The 16,924-nt window shown below is 68.8% G+C and carries 12 protein-coding genes; 4 read left to right on the forward strand and 8 right to left on the reverse strand.

Translation table 11 applies throughout. The annotated features are described in order from the left end of the window. Nucleotides 1–114: 114 nt before the first annotated feature. A complete protein-coding gene (gene dnaE, locus ACSHSS_RS05080) occupies nucleotides 115–3,654 on the reverse strand; it encodes a DNA polymerase III subunit alpha (protein WP_048805901.1) in 3,540 nt (1,179 codons plus the stop codon). Between the two features lie 229 nt (nucleotides 3,655–3,883). On the opposite strand from dnaE, the gene ACSHSS_RS05085 reads away from it, so the two are divergent. Both ACSHSS_RS05085 and gluQRS read left to right on the forward strand, forming a co-directional pair. After that, entirely contained in the window at nucleotides 3,884–4,741 is an 858-nt protein-coding gene (locus ACSHSS_RS05085; RefSeq protein WP_445544630.1) for a sulfurtransferase, read from the forward strand. 22 nt (nucleotides 4,742–4,763) lie between these two features. Next, on the forward strand, nucleotides 4,764–5,660 hold the full coding sequence (gene gluQRS, locus ACSHSS_RS05090) for a tRNA glutamyl-Q(34) synthetase GluQRS (RefSeq protein ID WP_060182481.1): 897 nt from the start codon (nucleotides 4,764–4,766) through the stop codon (nucleotides 5,658–5,660). Between the two features lie 220 nt (nucleotides 5,661–5,880). Here the strand turns inward: gluQRS and ACSHSS_RS05095 are convergent, their stop codons facing one another. The 4 genes from ACSHSS_RS05095 to purT all read right to left on the reverse strand — a co-directional run bounded on the left by ACSHSS_RS05095 (nucleotide 5,881) and on the right by purT (nucleotide 9,617). Next, the gene (locus tag ACSHSS_RS05095) at nucleotides 5,881–7,344 is read right to left on the reverse strand and encodes a DEAD/DEAH box helicase (protein WP_054315670.1); all 1,464 of its coding nucleotides are present in this window, start codon (nucleotides 7,342–7,344) and stop codon (nucleotides 5,881–5,883) included. Nucleotides 7,345–7,724: 380 nt separating this feature from the next. Continuing rightward, on the reverse strand, nucleotides 7,725–8,108 hold the full coding sequence (locus tag ACSHSS_RS05100) for an MliC family protein (RefSeq protein ID WP_006415292.1): 384 nt from the start codon (nucleotides 8,106–8,108) through the stop codon (nucleotides 7,725–7,727). A gap of 91 nt (nucleotides 8,109–8,199) precedes the next feature. Then, nucleotides 8,200–8,385, reverse strand: a complete 186-nt coding sequence (locus tag ACSHSS_RS05105; protein ID WP_217262822.1) for a DUF6726 family protein — start codon at nucleotides 8,383–8,385, stop codon at nucleotides 8,200–8,202. A 17-nt stretch (nucleotides 8,386–8,402) separates the two neighbouring features. After that, nucleotides 8,403–9,617 (reverse strand): formate-dependent phosphoribosylglycinamide formyltransferase, encoded by a 1,215-nt coding sequence (gene purT / locus ACSHSS_RS05110; RefSeq protein ID WP_006398718.1) that lies wholly within the window; start codon nucleotides 9,615–9,617, stop codon nucleotides 8,403–8,405. 201 nt (nucleotides 9,618–9,818) lie between these two features. Between purT and ACSHSS_RS05115 the strand changes: the two genes are divergently transcribed. Then, nucleotides 9,819–10,364, forward strand: coding sequence for an META domain-containing protein (locus ACSHSS_RS05115; RefSeq protein WP_105835992.1), 546 nt, complete (start codon nucleotides 9,819–9,821; stop codon nucleotides 10,362–10,364). Here the strand turns inward: ACSHSS_RS05115 and ACSHSS_RS05120 are convergent. After that, complete coding sequence (locus tag ACSHSS_RS05120; RefSeq protein ID WP_445544633.1) at nucleotides 10,358–11,002, reverse strand: hypothetical protein; 645 nt, start codon at nucleotides 11,000–11,002, stop codon at nucleotides 10,358–10,360. The genes ACSHSS_RS05115 and ACSHSS_RS05120 overlap by 7 nt on opposite strands. A gap of 35 nt (nucleotides 11,003–11,037) precedes the next feature. Continuing rightward, a complete protein-coding gene (locus tag ACSHSS_RS05125; protein WP_181159559.1) occupies nucleotides 11,038–11,229 on the reverse strand; it encodes a hypothetical protein in 192 nt (63 codons plus the stop codon). Nucleotides 11,230–11,476: 247 nt separating this feature from the next. Between ACSHSS_RS05125 and ACSHSS_RS05130 the strand changes: the two genes are divergently transcribed. Next, complete coding sequence (locus ACSHSS_RS05130; RefSeq protein ID WP_445544632.1) at nucleotides 11,477–15,520, forward strand: DNA translocase FtsK; 4,044 nt, start codon at nucleotides 11,477–11,479, stop codon at nucleotides 15,518–15,520. Between the two features lie 94 nt (nucleotides 15,521–15,614). On the opposite strand, the gene ACSHSS_RS05135 is transcribed toward ACSHSS_RS05130, so the two are convergent. Next, nucleotides 15,615–16,787, reverse strand: a complete 1,173-nt coding sequence (locus ACSHSS_RS05135; protein WP_006398714.1) for a lactonase family protein — start codon at nucleotides 16,785–16,787, stop codon at nucleotides 15,615–15,617. Between the last annotated feature and the right edge of the window lie 137 nt (nucleotides 16,788–16,924).

Here is a 16,924-nt window from a genome sequence, read left to right on the forward strand (position 1 = left end):
GCCGGCGTGTTTACCGGTCGTGCGACGCAAGCGGCAGCCCATACAAACACGGCCCGTCGTACCGCACGCTGCGATACGCGGGCCGCACGTCGCGACGATCGTCAGGAATCGCGGTCAGTACGCGATCTCGACCGCGCCGCCGCCGAACGTCGCGCGCAGTTCCGCGAGCAGCGCATCACTCGGCTTCACGCGCCACGCATCGCCGAGCCGCATCTCACCCTGCGCGCGCGCGTTGCTGTAGTGGATCTGCACCGCAAGCCCGTTCGGCAGCGGCGCCGGCTGGCGACGCCCGCCTTCTCGATCGCGGCCGCCGCGCGACGGCGCAGGCGCGTCGATCGCGTTCGCGGCCGCCGGGTCGTGCTTCGACACATGCGGCTCCAGCACGCGGCGCAGCGCGGCCGCGTCGGCATTGCCGTTCATCGTCAGCCGCACGGCCTGCGCATAGCGGCTGCGCGCGCGTTCGAGATCCATCACCGTATCGGCCGTAAAGCGGATTCCGCCGGTGAACGCGTCGTTGCGCGCCTGCCCCTGCACGATCAGCAGCTCGTCTTCCTTGAACAGCGCCTTGTTCGCTTCGAACTGCTCGTTGAAGATCGTGATTTCGCACTGGCCCGTGCCGTCGTCGAGCAGTGCGATCAGCATCTTGCCGCGCTGCGTCATCTGCGTGCGCAGCGACGCGATGATGCCAGCGACGAGCTTGTCGCGCCCTTCCTTCAGCTCGCCGATCTTCTGCCGCACGAAGCGGCGCACCTCGTCGCGATACGCATCGAACAGGTGGCCGGACAGATAGAAGCCAAGCGCGCCCTTTTCTTCCTGCAGCCGGCGCTTGTCGTCCCATGCGGGCTCGTCGACGAGCGCGTGCGCGTGCGGCGATTCGGCGCCCATGTCGAACAGCCCGGCCTGCAGCGCGTTCGCCTCGGCCTGTTCGGCGGCTTCCATCGCAAGCGGCACCGACGCGAGCAGCTGCGCGCGATTCGCGTTCAGCGAATCGAACGCACCCGCGCGGATCAGCGCCTCGACCGTGCGACGGTTCACGATCCGGCGATCGATGCGCTCGCAGAAATCGAACAGGTCGGTAAACGGCTTTTCTTCGCGCGCACGCAGAATCTCCTCGATCGCGTTCTGGCCGCTGCCCTTCACCGCGCCGAGACCGTAGCGGATCGTGCGCGAACGCTTGCCGTCAGGCTCCGCGACGGGCTCGAACCGGTAATGCGACTGGTTGATGTCGGGCGGCAGCACGACCAGGTTGTTCATGATGCAGTCGTCGAACAGGATCTTCACCTTGTCGGTGTCGTCCATCGCGAGCGTCATGTTGGCCGCCATGAATTCGGCCGGATGGTGCGCCTTCAGCCACGCGGTGTAATACGCGAGCAGCGCGTACGCGGCGGCGTGCGACTTGTTGAAGCCGTAGCCCGCGAACTTCTCCATCAGGTCGAAGATCTCGTCGGACTTCTCGCGCGACAGCCCGTTCTTCGCCGCACCTTCGGCGAAGATCTCGCGGTGCTTGACCATCTCCTCGGGCTTCTTCTTGCCCATCGCACGACGCAGCAAGTCCGCGCCGCCGAGCGAGTAGCCGCCGATGATCTGCGCCATCTGCATCACCTGCTCCTGATAGACCATGATCCCGTAGGTCTCTTTCAGGACGGGTTCGACGCGCGGATCCGGATAGTCGACCTTCTCGCGCCCGTGCTTGCGCGCGCAGAAGCTCGGAATCAGATCCATCGGGCCCGGACGGTACAACGACACGAGCGCGATGATGTCCTCGAAGCGGTCGGGCTGCGCATCCTTCAGCATCCCCTGCATGCCGCGGCTTTCCAGCTGGAACACGGCGACCGTGTTCGCCTTCTTGAGGATCTGGAACGAAGCGGGATCGTCGAGCGGCACCTGCGACAGCGACCAGTCGGCCTTCGACGGGTCGAGACGGCGGATGTAGCGCTCGGCCCAGTCGAGAATCGTCAGCGTGGTGAGGCCCAGAAAGTCGAACTTCACGAGGCCGACGGCTTCGACGTCGTCCTTGTCGTACTGGCTCACGACGCCGCCGTCGTCGCCCTGCGTGTAGAGCGGACAGAAATCGGTCAGCTTGCCGGGCGCGATCAGCACGCCGCCCGCGTGCATCCCGACGTTGCGCGTCAGGCCCTCGACGCGCTGCGCGAGGTCGAGCAGCTGGTGCACCTCGTCCTCGTTGTCGTAGCGCTCCTGCAGCTGCGGCTCTTCCTTCATCGCGTCGGCAATCGTCACGTGCTTGCCGGGCTTGAACGGAATCAGCTTCGCGACGCCGTCGGTGAACATGTAGCCGAGGTCGAGCACGCGGCCGATGTCGCGCACGGCCGCCTTCGCGGCCATCGTGCCGAAGGTGGCGATCTGCGACACGGCGTCCGCGCCGTACTTGTCCTTCACGTACTGGATCACGCGATCGCGGCCGTGCTGGCAGAAGTCGATGTCGAAGTCGGGCATCGACACGCGCTCGGGGTTCAGGAAGCGCTCGAACAGCAGGTTGTAGCGCAGCGGATCGAGATCGGTAATGCCGAGCGCGTAGGCCACCAGCGAACCGGCGCCCGAACCGCGGCCGGGGCCGACCGGCACGCCGTTGTTCTTCGCCCAGTTGATGAAGTCCGCAACGATCAGGAAGTAGCCGGGAAAGCCCATCTTCGTGATGGTCCCGCACTCGAATTCGAGCCGCTTGTAATACGTGTCGCGCTGCGCGTCGCGCTCGGCCTCGTCCGGATACAGCTGCACGAGGCGCTTTTCGAGCCCCTCCTTCGACAGCTGGATCAGGTAGTCGTCGAGCGACATGCCGTCCGGCGTCGGGAACAGCGGCAGCTTCGGCTTGCCGAGCTCGAGCGTCAGGTTGCAGCGCTTCGCGATTTCGACCGTGTTCGCGATCGCGGACGGCAGATCGGCGAACAGCGCGACCATTTCGTCCTGCGTGCGGAAATACTGCTCGGTCGTGAAACGCTTCTGGCGGCGCGGGTTCGCGAGGATGTCGCCTTCCGAAATGCACACGCGCGCCTCGTGCGCGGTGAAATCGTCGTCGGTCATGAACTGCGTCGGATGCGTCGCGACGACCGGCAGCTTCAGCGACGCGGCGAGCGTCGCGGCCTGCTGGATGTACGCCTCCGCGCCCGGCTGCCCGTAGCGCTGCAGCTCGATATAGAAGCCGCCGGGGAACACCTTCGCCCAGCGCTGCGCATGGCGGCGCGCGGCTTCCTCGTTGCCGGCCGCGAGCGCGAGGCCGATGTCGCCCTGCTGCGCGCCCGACAGCGCGAGCAGCCCTTCGGACAGCTCGCCCTCGAGCCAGCTCGCGTCGAGCTCCGCGCGGCCGCGGTACTGGTTCGTGAGCCACGCCTTCGACAGCAGCTCGCACAGATTCAGGTAGCCGCGCTTGTTCTTCACGAGCAGCAGCAGGCGCGACGGTTTGTCGCGATCGTCGGGATTCGTGATCCAGACGTCGCAGCCGGCAATCGGCTTCACGCCCTTGCTGCGGGCTTCCTTGTAAAAACGGACGAGACCGAATGCGTTGCCGAGATCGGTCAGCGCGAGCGCGCCCTGACCGTCGGCGGCCGCCGCCTTGACGATGTCGTCGAGACGCACGATGCCGTCGGCAATCGAGAATTCGGAGTGAACGCGGAGATGGACGAAGCGAGGATCTGACATGGGCGCTATTGTATCCGCGTCGCCGCGCAGGCTGCCCAAAAAATCCCCCGTGCCGGCCGTTCGGCCGATGCCGGCGGCGCGCCGTCGCGGCCTGGCCGTTCGGCCGGGTGTCGGCGACGACGCGGTTTGCGGGATAATACGGGTTTTCGAATCTCCGCCCGGCTTCGCACCCTTTTTTGCGGGCCGCCGTGCGCTCGCACGGCCGCGGCCGTTTTACCGTCCGAACACCATGACCATCGTCAACCTCGCCGCCTATCATTTCGTGTCGCTCGACGCGAACGAGCAATGGCGTCCGCTCGTCACCGCGCGCTGCAACGAACTCGGCCTGCGCGGCACGATCCTGCTCGCCCCGGAGGGCATCAACCTGTTCGTCGCCGGCACGCGCGAAGCGACCGACGCGTTCATCGACTACATCCGCCACGATCCGCTGTTCGAAGGGAAGTTCGCGACGCTGCAGTTCAAGGAAAGCCTGTCCGACTCGCAGCCGTTCCGCCGGATGCTCGTGCGCCTGAAGCGCGAAATCATCACGATGAAGAAGCCCGCGATCAAGCCGGAGCTCGGCCGCGCGCCGTCGGTCGACGCGCGCACGCTGAAGACGTGGCTCGATCGCGGTCACGACGACAACGGCCGGCCGGTCGTGATGCTCGACACGCGCAACGCGTTCGAAGTCGACGTCGGCACGTTCGACGGCGCGCTCGACTACCGGATCGGCAAGTTCAGCGAGTTTCCCGACGTGATCGACGCGCATCGCGCCGACCTCGAAGGCAAGACGGTCGTGTCGTTCTGCACCGGCGGCATCCGTTGCGAGAAGGCCGCGATCCACATGAAGGAAATCGGCATCGACAACGTGTATCAGCTCGAAGGCGGCATCCTGAAGTACTTCGAGGAAGTCGGCGGCGCGCACTATCACGGCGACTGCTTCGTGTTCGACTATCGCACCGCGCTGACGCCGGAACTGCAGCCGGCCGGCGACGTCACCTGTTTCGCGTGCCGCGCCGTCGTCACGCCCGAGGCGCAGCAGTCGCCGAGCTACGTGCCCGGCAAGTCGTGCCCGGCCTGCGCGCACACGGCCGACGCGGCGACGTAAGCGCGCGCCACGCGCACTGCCGATGAACGGCTATCGCGGCCGCTTCGCGCCGTCGCCCACCGGTCCGCTGCATTTCGGCTCGCTCGTCGGTGCGCTCGCGAGCTGGCTCGATGCGCGCGCACACGGCGGCGCGTGGCTCGTGCGGATCGAGGACATCGACGGGCCGCGCACGGTCCCCGGCGCGGCCGACGACATCCTCGCGACGCTCGCGCATTTCGGGATGACGCCGGACGAGCCGCCCGTGTGGCAGAGCACGCGCGAAGCCGCGTATGCGGCCGCGCTCGAGCGGCTCGTCGCCGCCGGCCTCGTCTATCCGTGCGGCTGCACGCGCAAGGAAATCGCCGATTCGCTGCGCGCCGCGCACGAGCGCCACACGACGCTCGCGTATCCCGGTACGTGCCGCACGGGCCTGCACGGCAAGCCGGCGCGCGCCTGGCGCCTGCGCGTGCCGGACGGCGATGCCGCGATCGTCGCGTTCGACGATCGCTGGCAACGTGCGCAATCGCAGAATCTCGCGACCGAAGTCGGCGATTTCGTGCTGAAGCGCGCGGACGGGCAATGGGCGTATCAGCTGGCAGTCGTCGTCGACGATGCCGACGCCGGCATCACGCATGTCGTGCGCGGCGCCGACCTGCTCGACTCGACGGCCCGGCAGATCTATCTGCAGCGCTGTCTCGGCGTGCCGACACCCGCGTACCTGCATGTTCCGGTCGTCGTCGACGCGAACGGCGAAAAGCTCAGCAAGCAAACGGGCGCTGCGGCGCTCGAACGCGACGATCCGCTGCCGGCGCTGCAGGCGGCTGCCGCACATCTTGGACTCAGCACGCCCGACCGCCCGCTGCCCGGTACGACGCTCGATGCGTTCTACGCAGCAGCGACCGACGCATGGGCGCGCCGCTTCGGGCCGCACGCGCAATAACGGCCGCCACGCCGAGCGAGCGCCCGGCGCGCTTCGCAACACACCGCTTCTCGCGCTTGCGACGCGCCAGCGCAAGCACGCACCACGCGGCACGGCATCGCACCGCCGCGCGTGCCGCTCCAGCCCCGAACGTCCAACAAAAACGGGCGCATGCCATGTCGCACGCGCCCGCCTGGGTTCCGTTCCACACGCTGCGCCGATCCGCGACCGGCGCACCGCTTCAGCTCGTCGGCTTGCGCGGCATGCCGAACCCGCCGAGCAACGCGGCAACCTGACGCTTCGGCGTCTTCTTCTCCGGCTGCGCCGGCTTCGTGTCTTCGGCCTGCTTGGTCGGCGCCGACGGCTCGTACGGCTTCAGGAAGAAATCGTCGACCGGCGGCTCGTGGCGGCGATGATGCCCACGCTCCGCACCGGGCGAACGGCGGCCCGACGCGCCGCGATGCTCGTCGCGATCGCGCCGCGGGCCACGCTCGCCGCCGCGTTCACCGCCGCGCTCGTCATGACGATGGCGCGCCGGCTTGTCGAGCACGAGCGTCTGCATCTCGAGCGGACGCTTGATCAGCTTCTCGATATCGGCGAGCTGCTTGCGCTCGTTCGGGCTGCACAGCGACAACGCGTCGCCGGTCGCGCCCGCACGGCCCGTGCGGCCGATCCGGTGCACGTAGTCTTCGGCGTTGAACGGCAGATCGAAGTTGATCACGGCCGGCAGTTCCGCGATGTCGAGGCCGCGCGCGGCCACGTCGGTCGCGACGAGCGCCTCGATCTCGCCACGCTTGAACGCGTCGAGTGCCTGCATCCGCTCGAGCTGCGACTTGTCGCCGTGGATCGCCGATGCGACCACGCCGTCGCGTTCGAGCTGACGCGCGAGCCGGCTCGCGCCGATCTTGCTGTTGCAGAATACGATCACCTGCTTGAGGCCGCGATCGCGCAGCAGTTGCACGACCGCCGCCTGCTTGTCACCTTCGGCGACGTCGTAGACGATCTGCGTGACGTTCGCGTTCGTCGAGTTGCTGCGCGCGACTTCGATCGTCTGCGGGTTGCGGAGGTACGTCGACGCGAGCTTCTTGATTTCGGGCGAGAACGTCGCCGAGAACAGCAGCGTCTGACGCTCCTTCGGCAGCAGGTTCAGGATGCGCTGCAGGTCGGGCAGAAAGCCCATGTCGAGCATCCGGTCCGCTTCGTCGAGCACGAGGATCTGTACCTGGCCGAGGTTCGCGGTCTTTTGCTGCACGTGGTCGAGCAGACGGCCCGGCGTCGCGATCAGGATTTCGACGCCGCGGCGCAGTTCCGCCATCTGCGGATTCATGTCGACGCCGCCGAACACGACCGCGCTGCGCAGCGGCGTGTGCTTCGCATACGCGTGCACGTTCGCGGCGACCTGGTCGGCGAGTTCGCGCGTCGGCGTAAGGATCAGCGCGCGCACGGGGTGACGCGCGGGCGATGCGCTCGTGTTCGCCTGCGGCAGCAGCCGCTGGATGATCGGCAGCGAGAAGCTCGCGGTCTTGCCGGTGCCCGTTTGCGCGGCGCCCATGACGTCGCGGCCGGCGAGCACGACCGGAATGGCCTGCGCCTGGATCGGCGTCGGCGTCGTATAGCCCTGCTCCGCAATGGCTTTCAGGATATCGGCGGCAAGGCCGAATTGATCGAAGGTGGCGTCGACAGGCTTGGCGACAGAATCGGACATGGTGGCGTTTCGCTCAAAAGGCGCGGCGGGGACATCGCGCGTCAGGCCGGCCGGGCCTGCGCTCATCACATTTCGGAAGTAGACGGAGCCGCGGCGCGCCGCGCGGCGCCGCTCTGGCGCTTGGGACCGGTTCGATGCGAACGTCGGACGCCAGGCCGTGCGGACTCCGTTCGGCGCGAATGCCGGCGGAAAGGGCCGTATTGTAGCACCGTGCGGCCGTCTGTCCGTGACAACGCCGCGAACGGCCGCCACGGCGGTTCGCCGCATGCCTGCGGCGGCTTCGCAGGCGGAGGGCGACCCGCGTCCGGCGCAGCGTTCGAGCCCTGATTAAGTCGCGATCCGACCGGGCCCGGCGCGCTTTCGCGCCGCTCGGCCGCCGCTCAACCCTTGCGCTTTTTCTTCTTGTCGATCTGCACGCAGTCCGCAAGCAGCGGCGGCGCTTTCTCGTCGGCGATTTCGTCGCGCAGCGTCCCTTCCTTGCCCTTCGTCCACCACGTATAACGACCGGCCTGATAGCGCACGCCCGACGCCGACACGGTATCGACGAACAGCAGCCGCTGCCCGTTCACGGGCACGAGCGCGAAGCTCTGGCCGTTGCCCGCGAGCCAGTACGACACGCGCACCGGCTGCGGCTGGTTCGCGCACTGATACGCGACCGTCTGGCGCGCATCGGCGTCGATTTCCTCGATGGTCAGCTGCGCCGCATGCGCGACGGAAACGGTGAGGCCGGCCAGCGCGAGCGCGGCGACGGTTTGACGAATCATGCAGGTCCTCTCGGAAGACGAGTGAAAATGCGCGCCCGGCCGGCGCGCGGCTTGTCGTTGTCGGTTATGGGCAGTGCGCTGTCCGTTCACGTCACGGATCGATCACGTCGGCGCATGCGTCGGTCGGCGCCGCGGCGACGTGGCCGACGACCGGCACGATCTTGAGCCCGGCCGACGCGATGCGGCACGGCGCGGCGGCCAGCCCGCAGCCCGCAAGGCCCGCCGCAAGCGCCGCTGCGGCGACCAGTTTTGCAATACGCATCCAGATCGGCGCCATGGCGCACTCCCGGTTGATCAGCTGCCCGCGACGGGCCGGACGGCCGCGGCCGCACGTTTGGCGCGCTCGCGCGCTTCGTCGACGTTCGCGCCGGTTGCGAGCGCGACGCCCATGCGCCGTTTCGCGAAGCTTTCCGGCTTGCCGAACAGCCGCAGATCGGCGCCCGGCACCGCGAGCGCGTCGCGCACGCCTTCGAATGCGATGCCGCGCGCGTCGAGCCCGCCGTAGATCACGGCCGATGCGGCCGGCGAGCCGAGCGTCGGGTCGACCGGCAGCCCGAGAATCGCGCGCGCGTGCAATTCGAACTCCGACTGGCGCTGCGATGCGAGCGTGACGAGCCCCGTATCGTGCGGCCGCGGGCTCACTTCCGAGAACCACACTTCGTCGCCGCGCACGAACAGCTCGACGCCGAACAGCCCGCGCCCGCCGAGCGCCTCGGTGACCTTGTGCGCGATCTCGCGCGATTTCTCGAGCGCCGCCGCGCGCATCGGCTGCGGCTGCCACGATTCGACGTAATCGCCCGCGACCTGCACATGCCCGATCGGCTCGCAGAACCACGTACGCGTGTCGAGCGTGGCAGGATCGATCGCGCGCACGGTCAGCTGCGTGATCTCGTACTCGAAATCGATGAAGCCCTCGACGATCACGCGCCCGTGATTCACGCGGCCGCCCGCCATCGCGTAGTCCCACGCGGGCTTCACGTCGGCTTCGGTCCGCACGACCGACTGCCCCTTGCCCGACGACGACATCACGGGCTTCACGACGCACGGCATGCCGATCTGCGCGACCGCGGCCGCGAACTCGTCGAACGACTCGGCGAACGCATACGGCGACGTCGGCAGCCCGAGCGTTTCGGCCGCGAGCCGGCGAATGCCTTCGCGATTCATCGTCAATTGCGTCGCGCGCGCGGTCGGGATCACTTCGGCAAGCCCGGCCGCCTCGATCTGCGCGAGCGCGTCGGTCGCGATCGCCTCGATCTCCGGCACGATCAGGTGCGGACGCTCGGCCTCGACGAGCGCGCGCAGCGCGGCGCCGTCCGTCATGTCGATCACGTGGGCGCGGTGCGCGACCTGATGGCCCGGCGCATCCGGGTAACGGTCGACCGCGATGACTTCGACGCCGAGTCGCTGCAACGCGATGACGACTTCCTTGCCGAGCTCGCCGGCGCCGAGCAGCATGACGCGCGTGGCCGACGGCGAAAGCGGCGTACCGAGCCGCTGACCGATCTGCATGTGATTTCCCGCTTCTGGTGGAGGACGAAAACGGCTCCGATGTTAACACGCGGGCCGGGCCGTTTCGCGCGCTTCGCCGCCGTCGCACGCGGCGCGCGGCCGGGCCGCGAACGTTTTCGCGCGCCGCGTGTCGGCTCGCCTCGCGCGGCGCGGGTGCGTTACTCTTACGCCTTGTTCAGAATCCGATGAGGCACGAGGCCCATGTTCCACCCGTCCGCCACCGCACGCGCACGCGCCGGCCTGCTTCGCCCGCTGCGCGCGCCGCTCTGCGCGTTGACCCTTGCCACGCTTCTCGCCGCCTGCGCGATGCCGATCCACCCCGATTCCGCCGCCCCCGCACCCGATCCGTACAACCCCGCCGCGGTCCAGTTGCTCGACGATACGAGCTGGGAGCTGACGCGCTGGCAGAACGCGGACGGCACGCCGCGCACGATTCCGCACGGCGACAACGGCGAGCCGATCAAGCTTCAGCTGTCGACGCAGTCGGGCGTCCGGCACGCGAGCGGGTTTTCGGGCTGCAACCGCTACATGGGTCCGTACAACGTGAAGAACGGGCTGCTGAGCTTCGGGCCGCTGGCCGGTACGCGGATGGCATGTCCGAACACGCTCGGCGGACAGCTCGAACGCGCGTACCTCGATGCGCTCGCGCACATCGCGAAGACCGGCGTGCTGATGCGCGCGCCGCAGCAGTTGCAGATCGTGACCGAAGCCGGCGACACGCTGACGTTCACGCGCCGCGGTCAATGACGATGCGCGCGGAGATGGCCGACCGGCCGCCTTTCTCCGCGCGCATCGTCCGCATGACCGGTCGCGCGGCGGATTCGCGCCGCGCTGTCCGGGTGTCCTGTTGGTCCTTGTCCGGGTTGTCGGCCGGTTAAACTCGGCGGGTCGCGCATCGCGCTCCCCGCCTTACTTCGTTTCAAAGCATGCACACGGTTGTTTTCGGCTGGTTCGGCATCTCCGCCGTCTGGTTCCTCCTCCTCTTCTGGCGTCTCGTGCAGGCGATGCTGCCCGGCGGCGGCGGCCTCGCCGGCCCCGGCTCGATTCGCCTGTGGCTCGGCTTTGCGGCCGTATTCGTCGCGAGCTGCACGCTGACGAGCGCGCTGTCCGGTCCCGACACGAACGCGCTCGGCCATGCATTCGCGGGCGGCTTCGCGCACGTGCTCGGCCCGATCGGCACGCCGGTCGCGATGGTCGTGCTGCTGTTCGCCGGGCTGCCGTGGTTCACCGGTATCGGCTGGCGGCGGTTCGCCGCCTGGGTCGACACGTCGTTCGGCGTGAAGCTGGCGCGCGATACCGCCGACGACGATGCGCACGGCATCGCGGACCTGCCGCGCAGCGCGCTGTATCGCGACGACGACATCGTGCAGCCGACCACCGCGCATACCGTCAATCCGATGGCGCCGCGGCAGAACGGCCGCTATGCGCGTCCGACGCTGTGGAAGCCCGACCCGCAGGCGCGGCCGAAACCGCGCAGCAAGCCCGCGCCGCGTCCGCCGGTGGAGCCCGTCGCGCCGTCGGGCTGGCTGAAGCCCGCGTCCGGCACGCGGATGCCCGTGCCGCCCGCGCCGCCGGCGACCGGCGCAATGCCGCCGCCGACGATCGGCAGCACCGCGAGCCTCGCGCGCGCCGCCGCGAATGCGCAGCCGCGCCCCGACCCGGCACCGCTGCCGGCCGGCTTCGAGCCGATGCGGCCGCGTCCGACGGCCGTGCGCCCGGCCGCCGCACTCCGTCAACCGGCCGCGCCGCGTGCAACCGTCGCGCCGCGCGCTGCGGCGCCCGCGCCGGCGCGTCCGCTCGCGCGCCCCGCCGGCGGAACCGCGGGCATCGGCGCGTCCGTGGATGCGTCGCGCCGTCGCGTGGCGGCACCGCCGCAGAAGCGCGCGCCGCTCTATGCGTGGGCCGACAAGCCGGCCGCGCCGATCACGCCGGCTCCGAGCGTGCATGAAACGCTGCGCTCGATCGAAGCCAGCACCGCGCAGTGGGCGGCGCTGGCCGGCGCCGCTGCGTCGGTCGATGCTGCGCGCGCGACGGCGAGTGCAGCGGGAGTGATTGGCCTTGGCGACGCAAGCGCGGCCGCGGGCGTTGCTGCGCCGTCGGCCGCATCGGGTGCCGTGACATCGACGATGACGGACGACGTCGCGCCGATGGTCGACCCTGCCATCGAGCACGACACGGCGGCAACCGCACACGACGACAACGCGCCGATCCCCGCGTTTGTCGATGTCGCGCCGGCTCCCCTCGCTTCCACGGACGATACCGACGTCGAAGCGCGCGTAAAAGCCGGGTACGACGCGTCGGCAAATCACACTCGCGACGCTCATGCGTTCGCGCCGCGTGCGGACGATGAAACGCCGCAGATCGAAGCCGCGCAGGCCGCTTCGGCAATCGCCAGCGCGTCCGCCCCGTCGGAAGGCGCGCCGATCGAACTCGCGCCGTGGGAAGATTTCGTTGCGCAGCGGGCTGCGGCCGTCGGTACGTCGATCGGCAGCTCGGGGGCTCTGGCGCCCGGCGTCGCAGACGGGATCGGCACAATCGCCGCGACCGAGCCGCAGACATCGGCGCGGGCCGCCGCGCCGGCAAGCGATACGGCGCGCGTCGATACGGTCTCTGCATCGACTTCGCCGATCGACGACGAGAGCACGGCCGAAACGCAGTCCGGAGCGCAAGTTGGCGCGGTGCAAGCATCAATCGCGCCGTCGAGCACCGCTGCCGCGCAGCATGATGCCGAACCGACCACTCCCCTTCCCGCTTCCGCGAGCAATACAGCATCGCCGCGGGTGACGCTCGATCCACGATCGGTCGCCGCGACCGTGCCGGCAACGGCAGCCGCTTCGACGGTCGGGCGCGCAAGCGCTCCGTGGGAGGCAGCGGCACCCGTCGCGGCGAAACCTGTGTCGAACGCGGCGGCAACGCCTGCATCCGCTTCGTTGCCGCCGTCTGGCGATATCGTGCCCAGCGCCGCGCCCGTTGCGTCCGCACCGGTCGTCGGTCCGCGCGATGACGCGCAACCGGCCGCTTCTGCCGTCGTCGCGAATTCGGCATTGAACGACCTCGAGGCCGTGACCGGCACGGCGGTCGATGCGGAAGATGCGGTTGCGCGGACGTCGGCGCCGGTACCTGCACAGATCGGCTCGGCAACCGCCGCTCAACCGGTTGCGAGCGCGCCGCTTGCATCGACGCCGATGAAGCCGTTCGCGTCGTCCGCGGTGTCGGCACCGTCTGCGACATCGACAACGCCCGCAACGTCGAGCCCGACCGCATCTCAACCGTCCATCACGCAGTCGTTGCCGCGTGTCGCTACCGCATCGCAGAGCGAGCAGTCGGGCAGCACCGCATCGGCCGCAGCCGCTCCGCAGAGTCCGACCGCCTCACCGGCCGCGACCGCACCGTCGAGCAGCTGCTTCGACGTGCCGGTCGCCGTCACGACGACACCGGCACCCGCGGCAACAACGGCTGCCGTCGCGGGCACGCCGTCCGTCGCACCCACGGCTGCTTCGGCTATGCTGTCCGGCGCTGCCGCACCGGTGACCACTACGGCGAGCCCTTCCGCTCCGGTGCCCGTTTCGGCTATGCCGTCCGCCACGACTGCATCGGCGATGACTACGGGGAGCCCGTCCACTGCGACGCCTGCGTCGGTTATGCCGTCCGGCGCCACCGCATCGTTGACGACTACGGCGAGCTCGTCCGTTTCGACGCCTGTGTCGGCTACGCCATCCGGCGCTGCCGCATCGGTGACGACGACGGCGAGCCCGTCCGCTCCGACGTCTGCGTCGCCTATGTCGTCCGGCGCTGCCGCATCGGTAACAACTACGGCGAGCCAGTCCGCTCCGACGCCCGCACCCGCTTTCGGTATTCGCGACGCGCGCGCTGCTGCCGGCGGCGCTGCCGCGAGCACCGCCGAACCGGCATCGCCGAGCACGCCGGCCGTGTCGAGTCCGTCTTCTGCTGCCACCACCGCCGCACCGCCCGCGACCGCTGCATTCGCCGCGTTTGCCGCGAATGCGCCGGCAACCGCCCCGGCAACGCCGACGCTTGCCACCGTCACGGCACCGTCTGCACCGACGACGTTCGCGACCACGGTCGGCGTAACTGCGCCGTCGCCGAACCCGACGAACCCGCCGGCCACGACGAATCCGACGCCCCAGACGAACTGGACCGCCACGAACACCGCGGTTCCGTCGTCCGCACCGTCCTCGACGTCACAGCAGCCGACCGCAACCGCACCGGCCGCGACGCTTTCCGGCATCGCCACGGTCCCGCCGAGCGTCGCCACCGCGCCGCCATCGTCGCCCGCATCCGTCGCCGCGCCCGCCGCAGAACCGGCCGCCCCGGCCGCCGACACCGCCGCGCAACCGGCTACGACCGCGCCCGCCCGCCAGCCGCGTCCGAACGCGTTCGAATTCCACGCCCCGGCGTCGTTCAACGTCGAACTGCCGACGCTCGACCTGCTCGAACCGGCATCCGACGAGATCGAACCGATCACCGACGAACATCTCGCGCAGACCGGCCAGGTGATCGAACAGCGGCTGCAGGAATTCAAGGTGCCGGTCACGGTCGTCGGCGCGTCGGCGGGCCCGGTCATCACGCGCTTCGAGATCGAGCCCGCGCTCGGCGTGCGCGGCAGCCAGATCGTCGGCCTGATGAAGGATCTGTCGCGCGGCCTCGGCCTGACGTCGATCCGCGTCGTCGAGACGATCCCCGGCAAGACCTGCATGGGTCTCGAACTGCCGAACGCGAAGCGCCAGATGATCCGCCTGTCCGAGATTCTCGAGTCGCGCCAGTACCAGCACTCGACGTCGCAGCTGACGATCGCGATGGGCAAGGACATCACCGGCCATCCGGTCGTCACCGATCTCGCGAAGGCGCCGCACATGCTCGTTGCGGGCACCACCGGTTCGGGCAAGTCGGTCGCGATCAACGCGATGATCCTGTCGCTGCTGTACAAGGCGACACCCGACGACGTGCGGCTGATCATGATCGATCCGAAGATGCTCGAACTGTCGGTCTACGAAGGCATCCCGCATCTGCTCGCGCCGGTCGTCACCGACATGAAGCTCGCCGCGAACGCGCTGAACTGGTGCGTCGGCGAAATGGAGAAGCGCTATCGGCTGATGTCGGCGGTCGGCGTGCGCAATCTCGCGGGCTTCAACCAGAAGATCCGCGACGCCGAGGCGAAGGAAAAGAAGATCGGCAACCCGTTCTCGCTGACGCCGGACGATCCCGAGCCGTTGTCGACGCTGCCGCTGATCGTCGTCGTGATCGACGAGCTGGCCGACCTGATGATGGTGGCCGGCAAGAAGATCGAGGAGCTGATCGCGCGTCTCGCGCAGAAGGCGCGCGCGGCCGGCATTCACCTGATCCTCGCGACGCAGCGTCCGTCCGTCGACGTGATCACCGGGCTGATCAAGGCGAACATCCCGACGCGCGTCGCGTTCCAGGTCTCGTCGAAGATCGACTCGCGCACGATTCTCGACCAGATGGGCGCCGAATCGCTGCTCGGTCAGGGCGACATGCTGTTCCTGCCGCCCGGCACCGGCTATCCGCAACGCGTGCACGGCGCGTTCGTCGCCGACGAGGAAGTGCACCGGATCGTCGAATATCTGAAGCAGTTCGGCGAGCCGCAGTACGAGGAAGGGATTCTCGACGGCCCGGCCGCCGACGGCGCGACGCAGGACCTGTTCGGCGAAGCGCCCGACGCGGAAGCCGATCCGCTCTACGACGAAGCGGTCGCGTTCGTCGTGCGCACGCGGCGCGCGTCGATCTCGTCGGTGCAGCGTCAGCTGCGCATCGGCTACAACCGCGCGGCGCGGCTCGTCGAGCAGATGGAAGCGGCCGGGCTCGTGTCGGCGATGGGCATCAACGGCAGCCGCGAGGTACTGGTGCCGGCCGCGGCCGACTGATCGTTTCGGCCGCAACCGCAGGCCGCGCCGCGTGGTTCATACGCGGCCGGCCGCACGAAAGCAACAAGGGCGCCGCGAGCGCCCTTGTTCGTTGTTACTGCACCGGTACGAGCTTGAAATCGACCGGCTTGCCGACCGCCACCTTGCGCGGATTCGCAGCGAGTTGCCCGCTGCCGACGTCGCGGCCGAACACGTAGAACGTGTCGCTGTCCTGGTTGCCGACGATCAGCCATTTGCCGGTCGGATCGATCAGGAATTCGCGCGGCGTCCGGCCGAGGCTCGATTGCCGGCCGACGGTCTTCAGCCTGCCGTCGGCCTGGTTCACCGCATAGATCACGATCTCGTTCGCGTCGCCGCGGTTACTCACGTACAGGAAGCGGCCGTCAGGCGACAGGTGGATCGCGCCGCCGCCGACCTTGCCCTTGAAGCCGGGCGCGATCATCGACACGGTCTCGATCGGCGTGAGCTTCCCGTCGTGATAGCCGAACACCTCGACCGACGCGTTCAGCTCGCTCGTCACGTAGGCGAACCGGCCGTCGGCACTGAACACGAGATGGCGCGGCCCCGCGCCGGCCTTCACCGGCGTATAGCGCGTGTCGGTCGGGCTGATCAGCCCGCGGCTGCCGTCGACCGTGTAGCGATAGCCGTAGATCTTGTCGAGACCGAGATCCTGCACGAACAGATAGCGGCCGTCGGGCGAGAACACCGTCGAGTGGACGTGCGCGTTGTCCTGCCGCCCTCTGACGGGCCCCTTCCCTTCGTGGTGCACGCTGAGCACGGCCGGTGCGACACCGCCGTCGTCGCGGACCGGAAACAGCGCGAAGCTGCCGCCCGGATCGGCCGCGACCGAATAGTTGGCCGTCACCAGATACTTGCCGTCAGGCGACAGGCTCAAATAGCAAGGATCGTTCCCCTCTGACGATACGCGATCGATGAACGTGAGCGCACCCGTCTTCGCATCGAAACGGAACGCGCTGATGCCGCCGCGCTGCGTCGCGGGCCCGTTGTCGCCGGGCAGTTCGTTGACCGCATACACGACGCGACCGTCGCGGCTCGGCAACAGATACGACGGGTTCACCGTCTTCGCCGACGATACCGGTGCGACACTACCGGTGCTCGTATCGAAGCGGTACACATAGATGCCGTCGCTGCCGGTGTCGGTATAGGTGCCGACGAGCAGGTTGTAGACGCCGTCGGCCGGTGCCGGCGATTGCTGCGCGAATGCATGGGTCGCGGACAAGGAAAGCACGAACGCGAAACCTTTCATCCAGTGAGCGAGCCTAAGCGGGAACCCTCGTGTCGAAGCGTGTGCGTCACGCTCGCGTAAACGGTTGGGCATTGAATCCTCCTTGCATCGAGTCGCTTCAAGTGTTGAGATAGGACGAAACGCCGGCCGTCATGCGC

The organism is Burkholderia sp. BC1 (assembly GCF_052683555.1).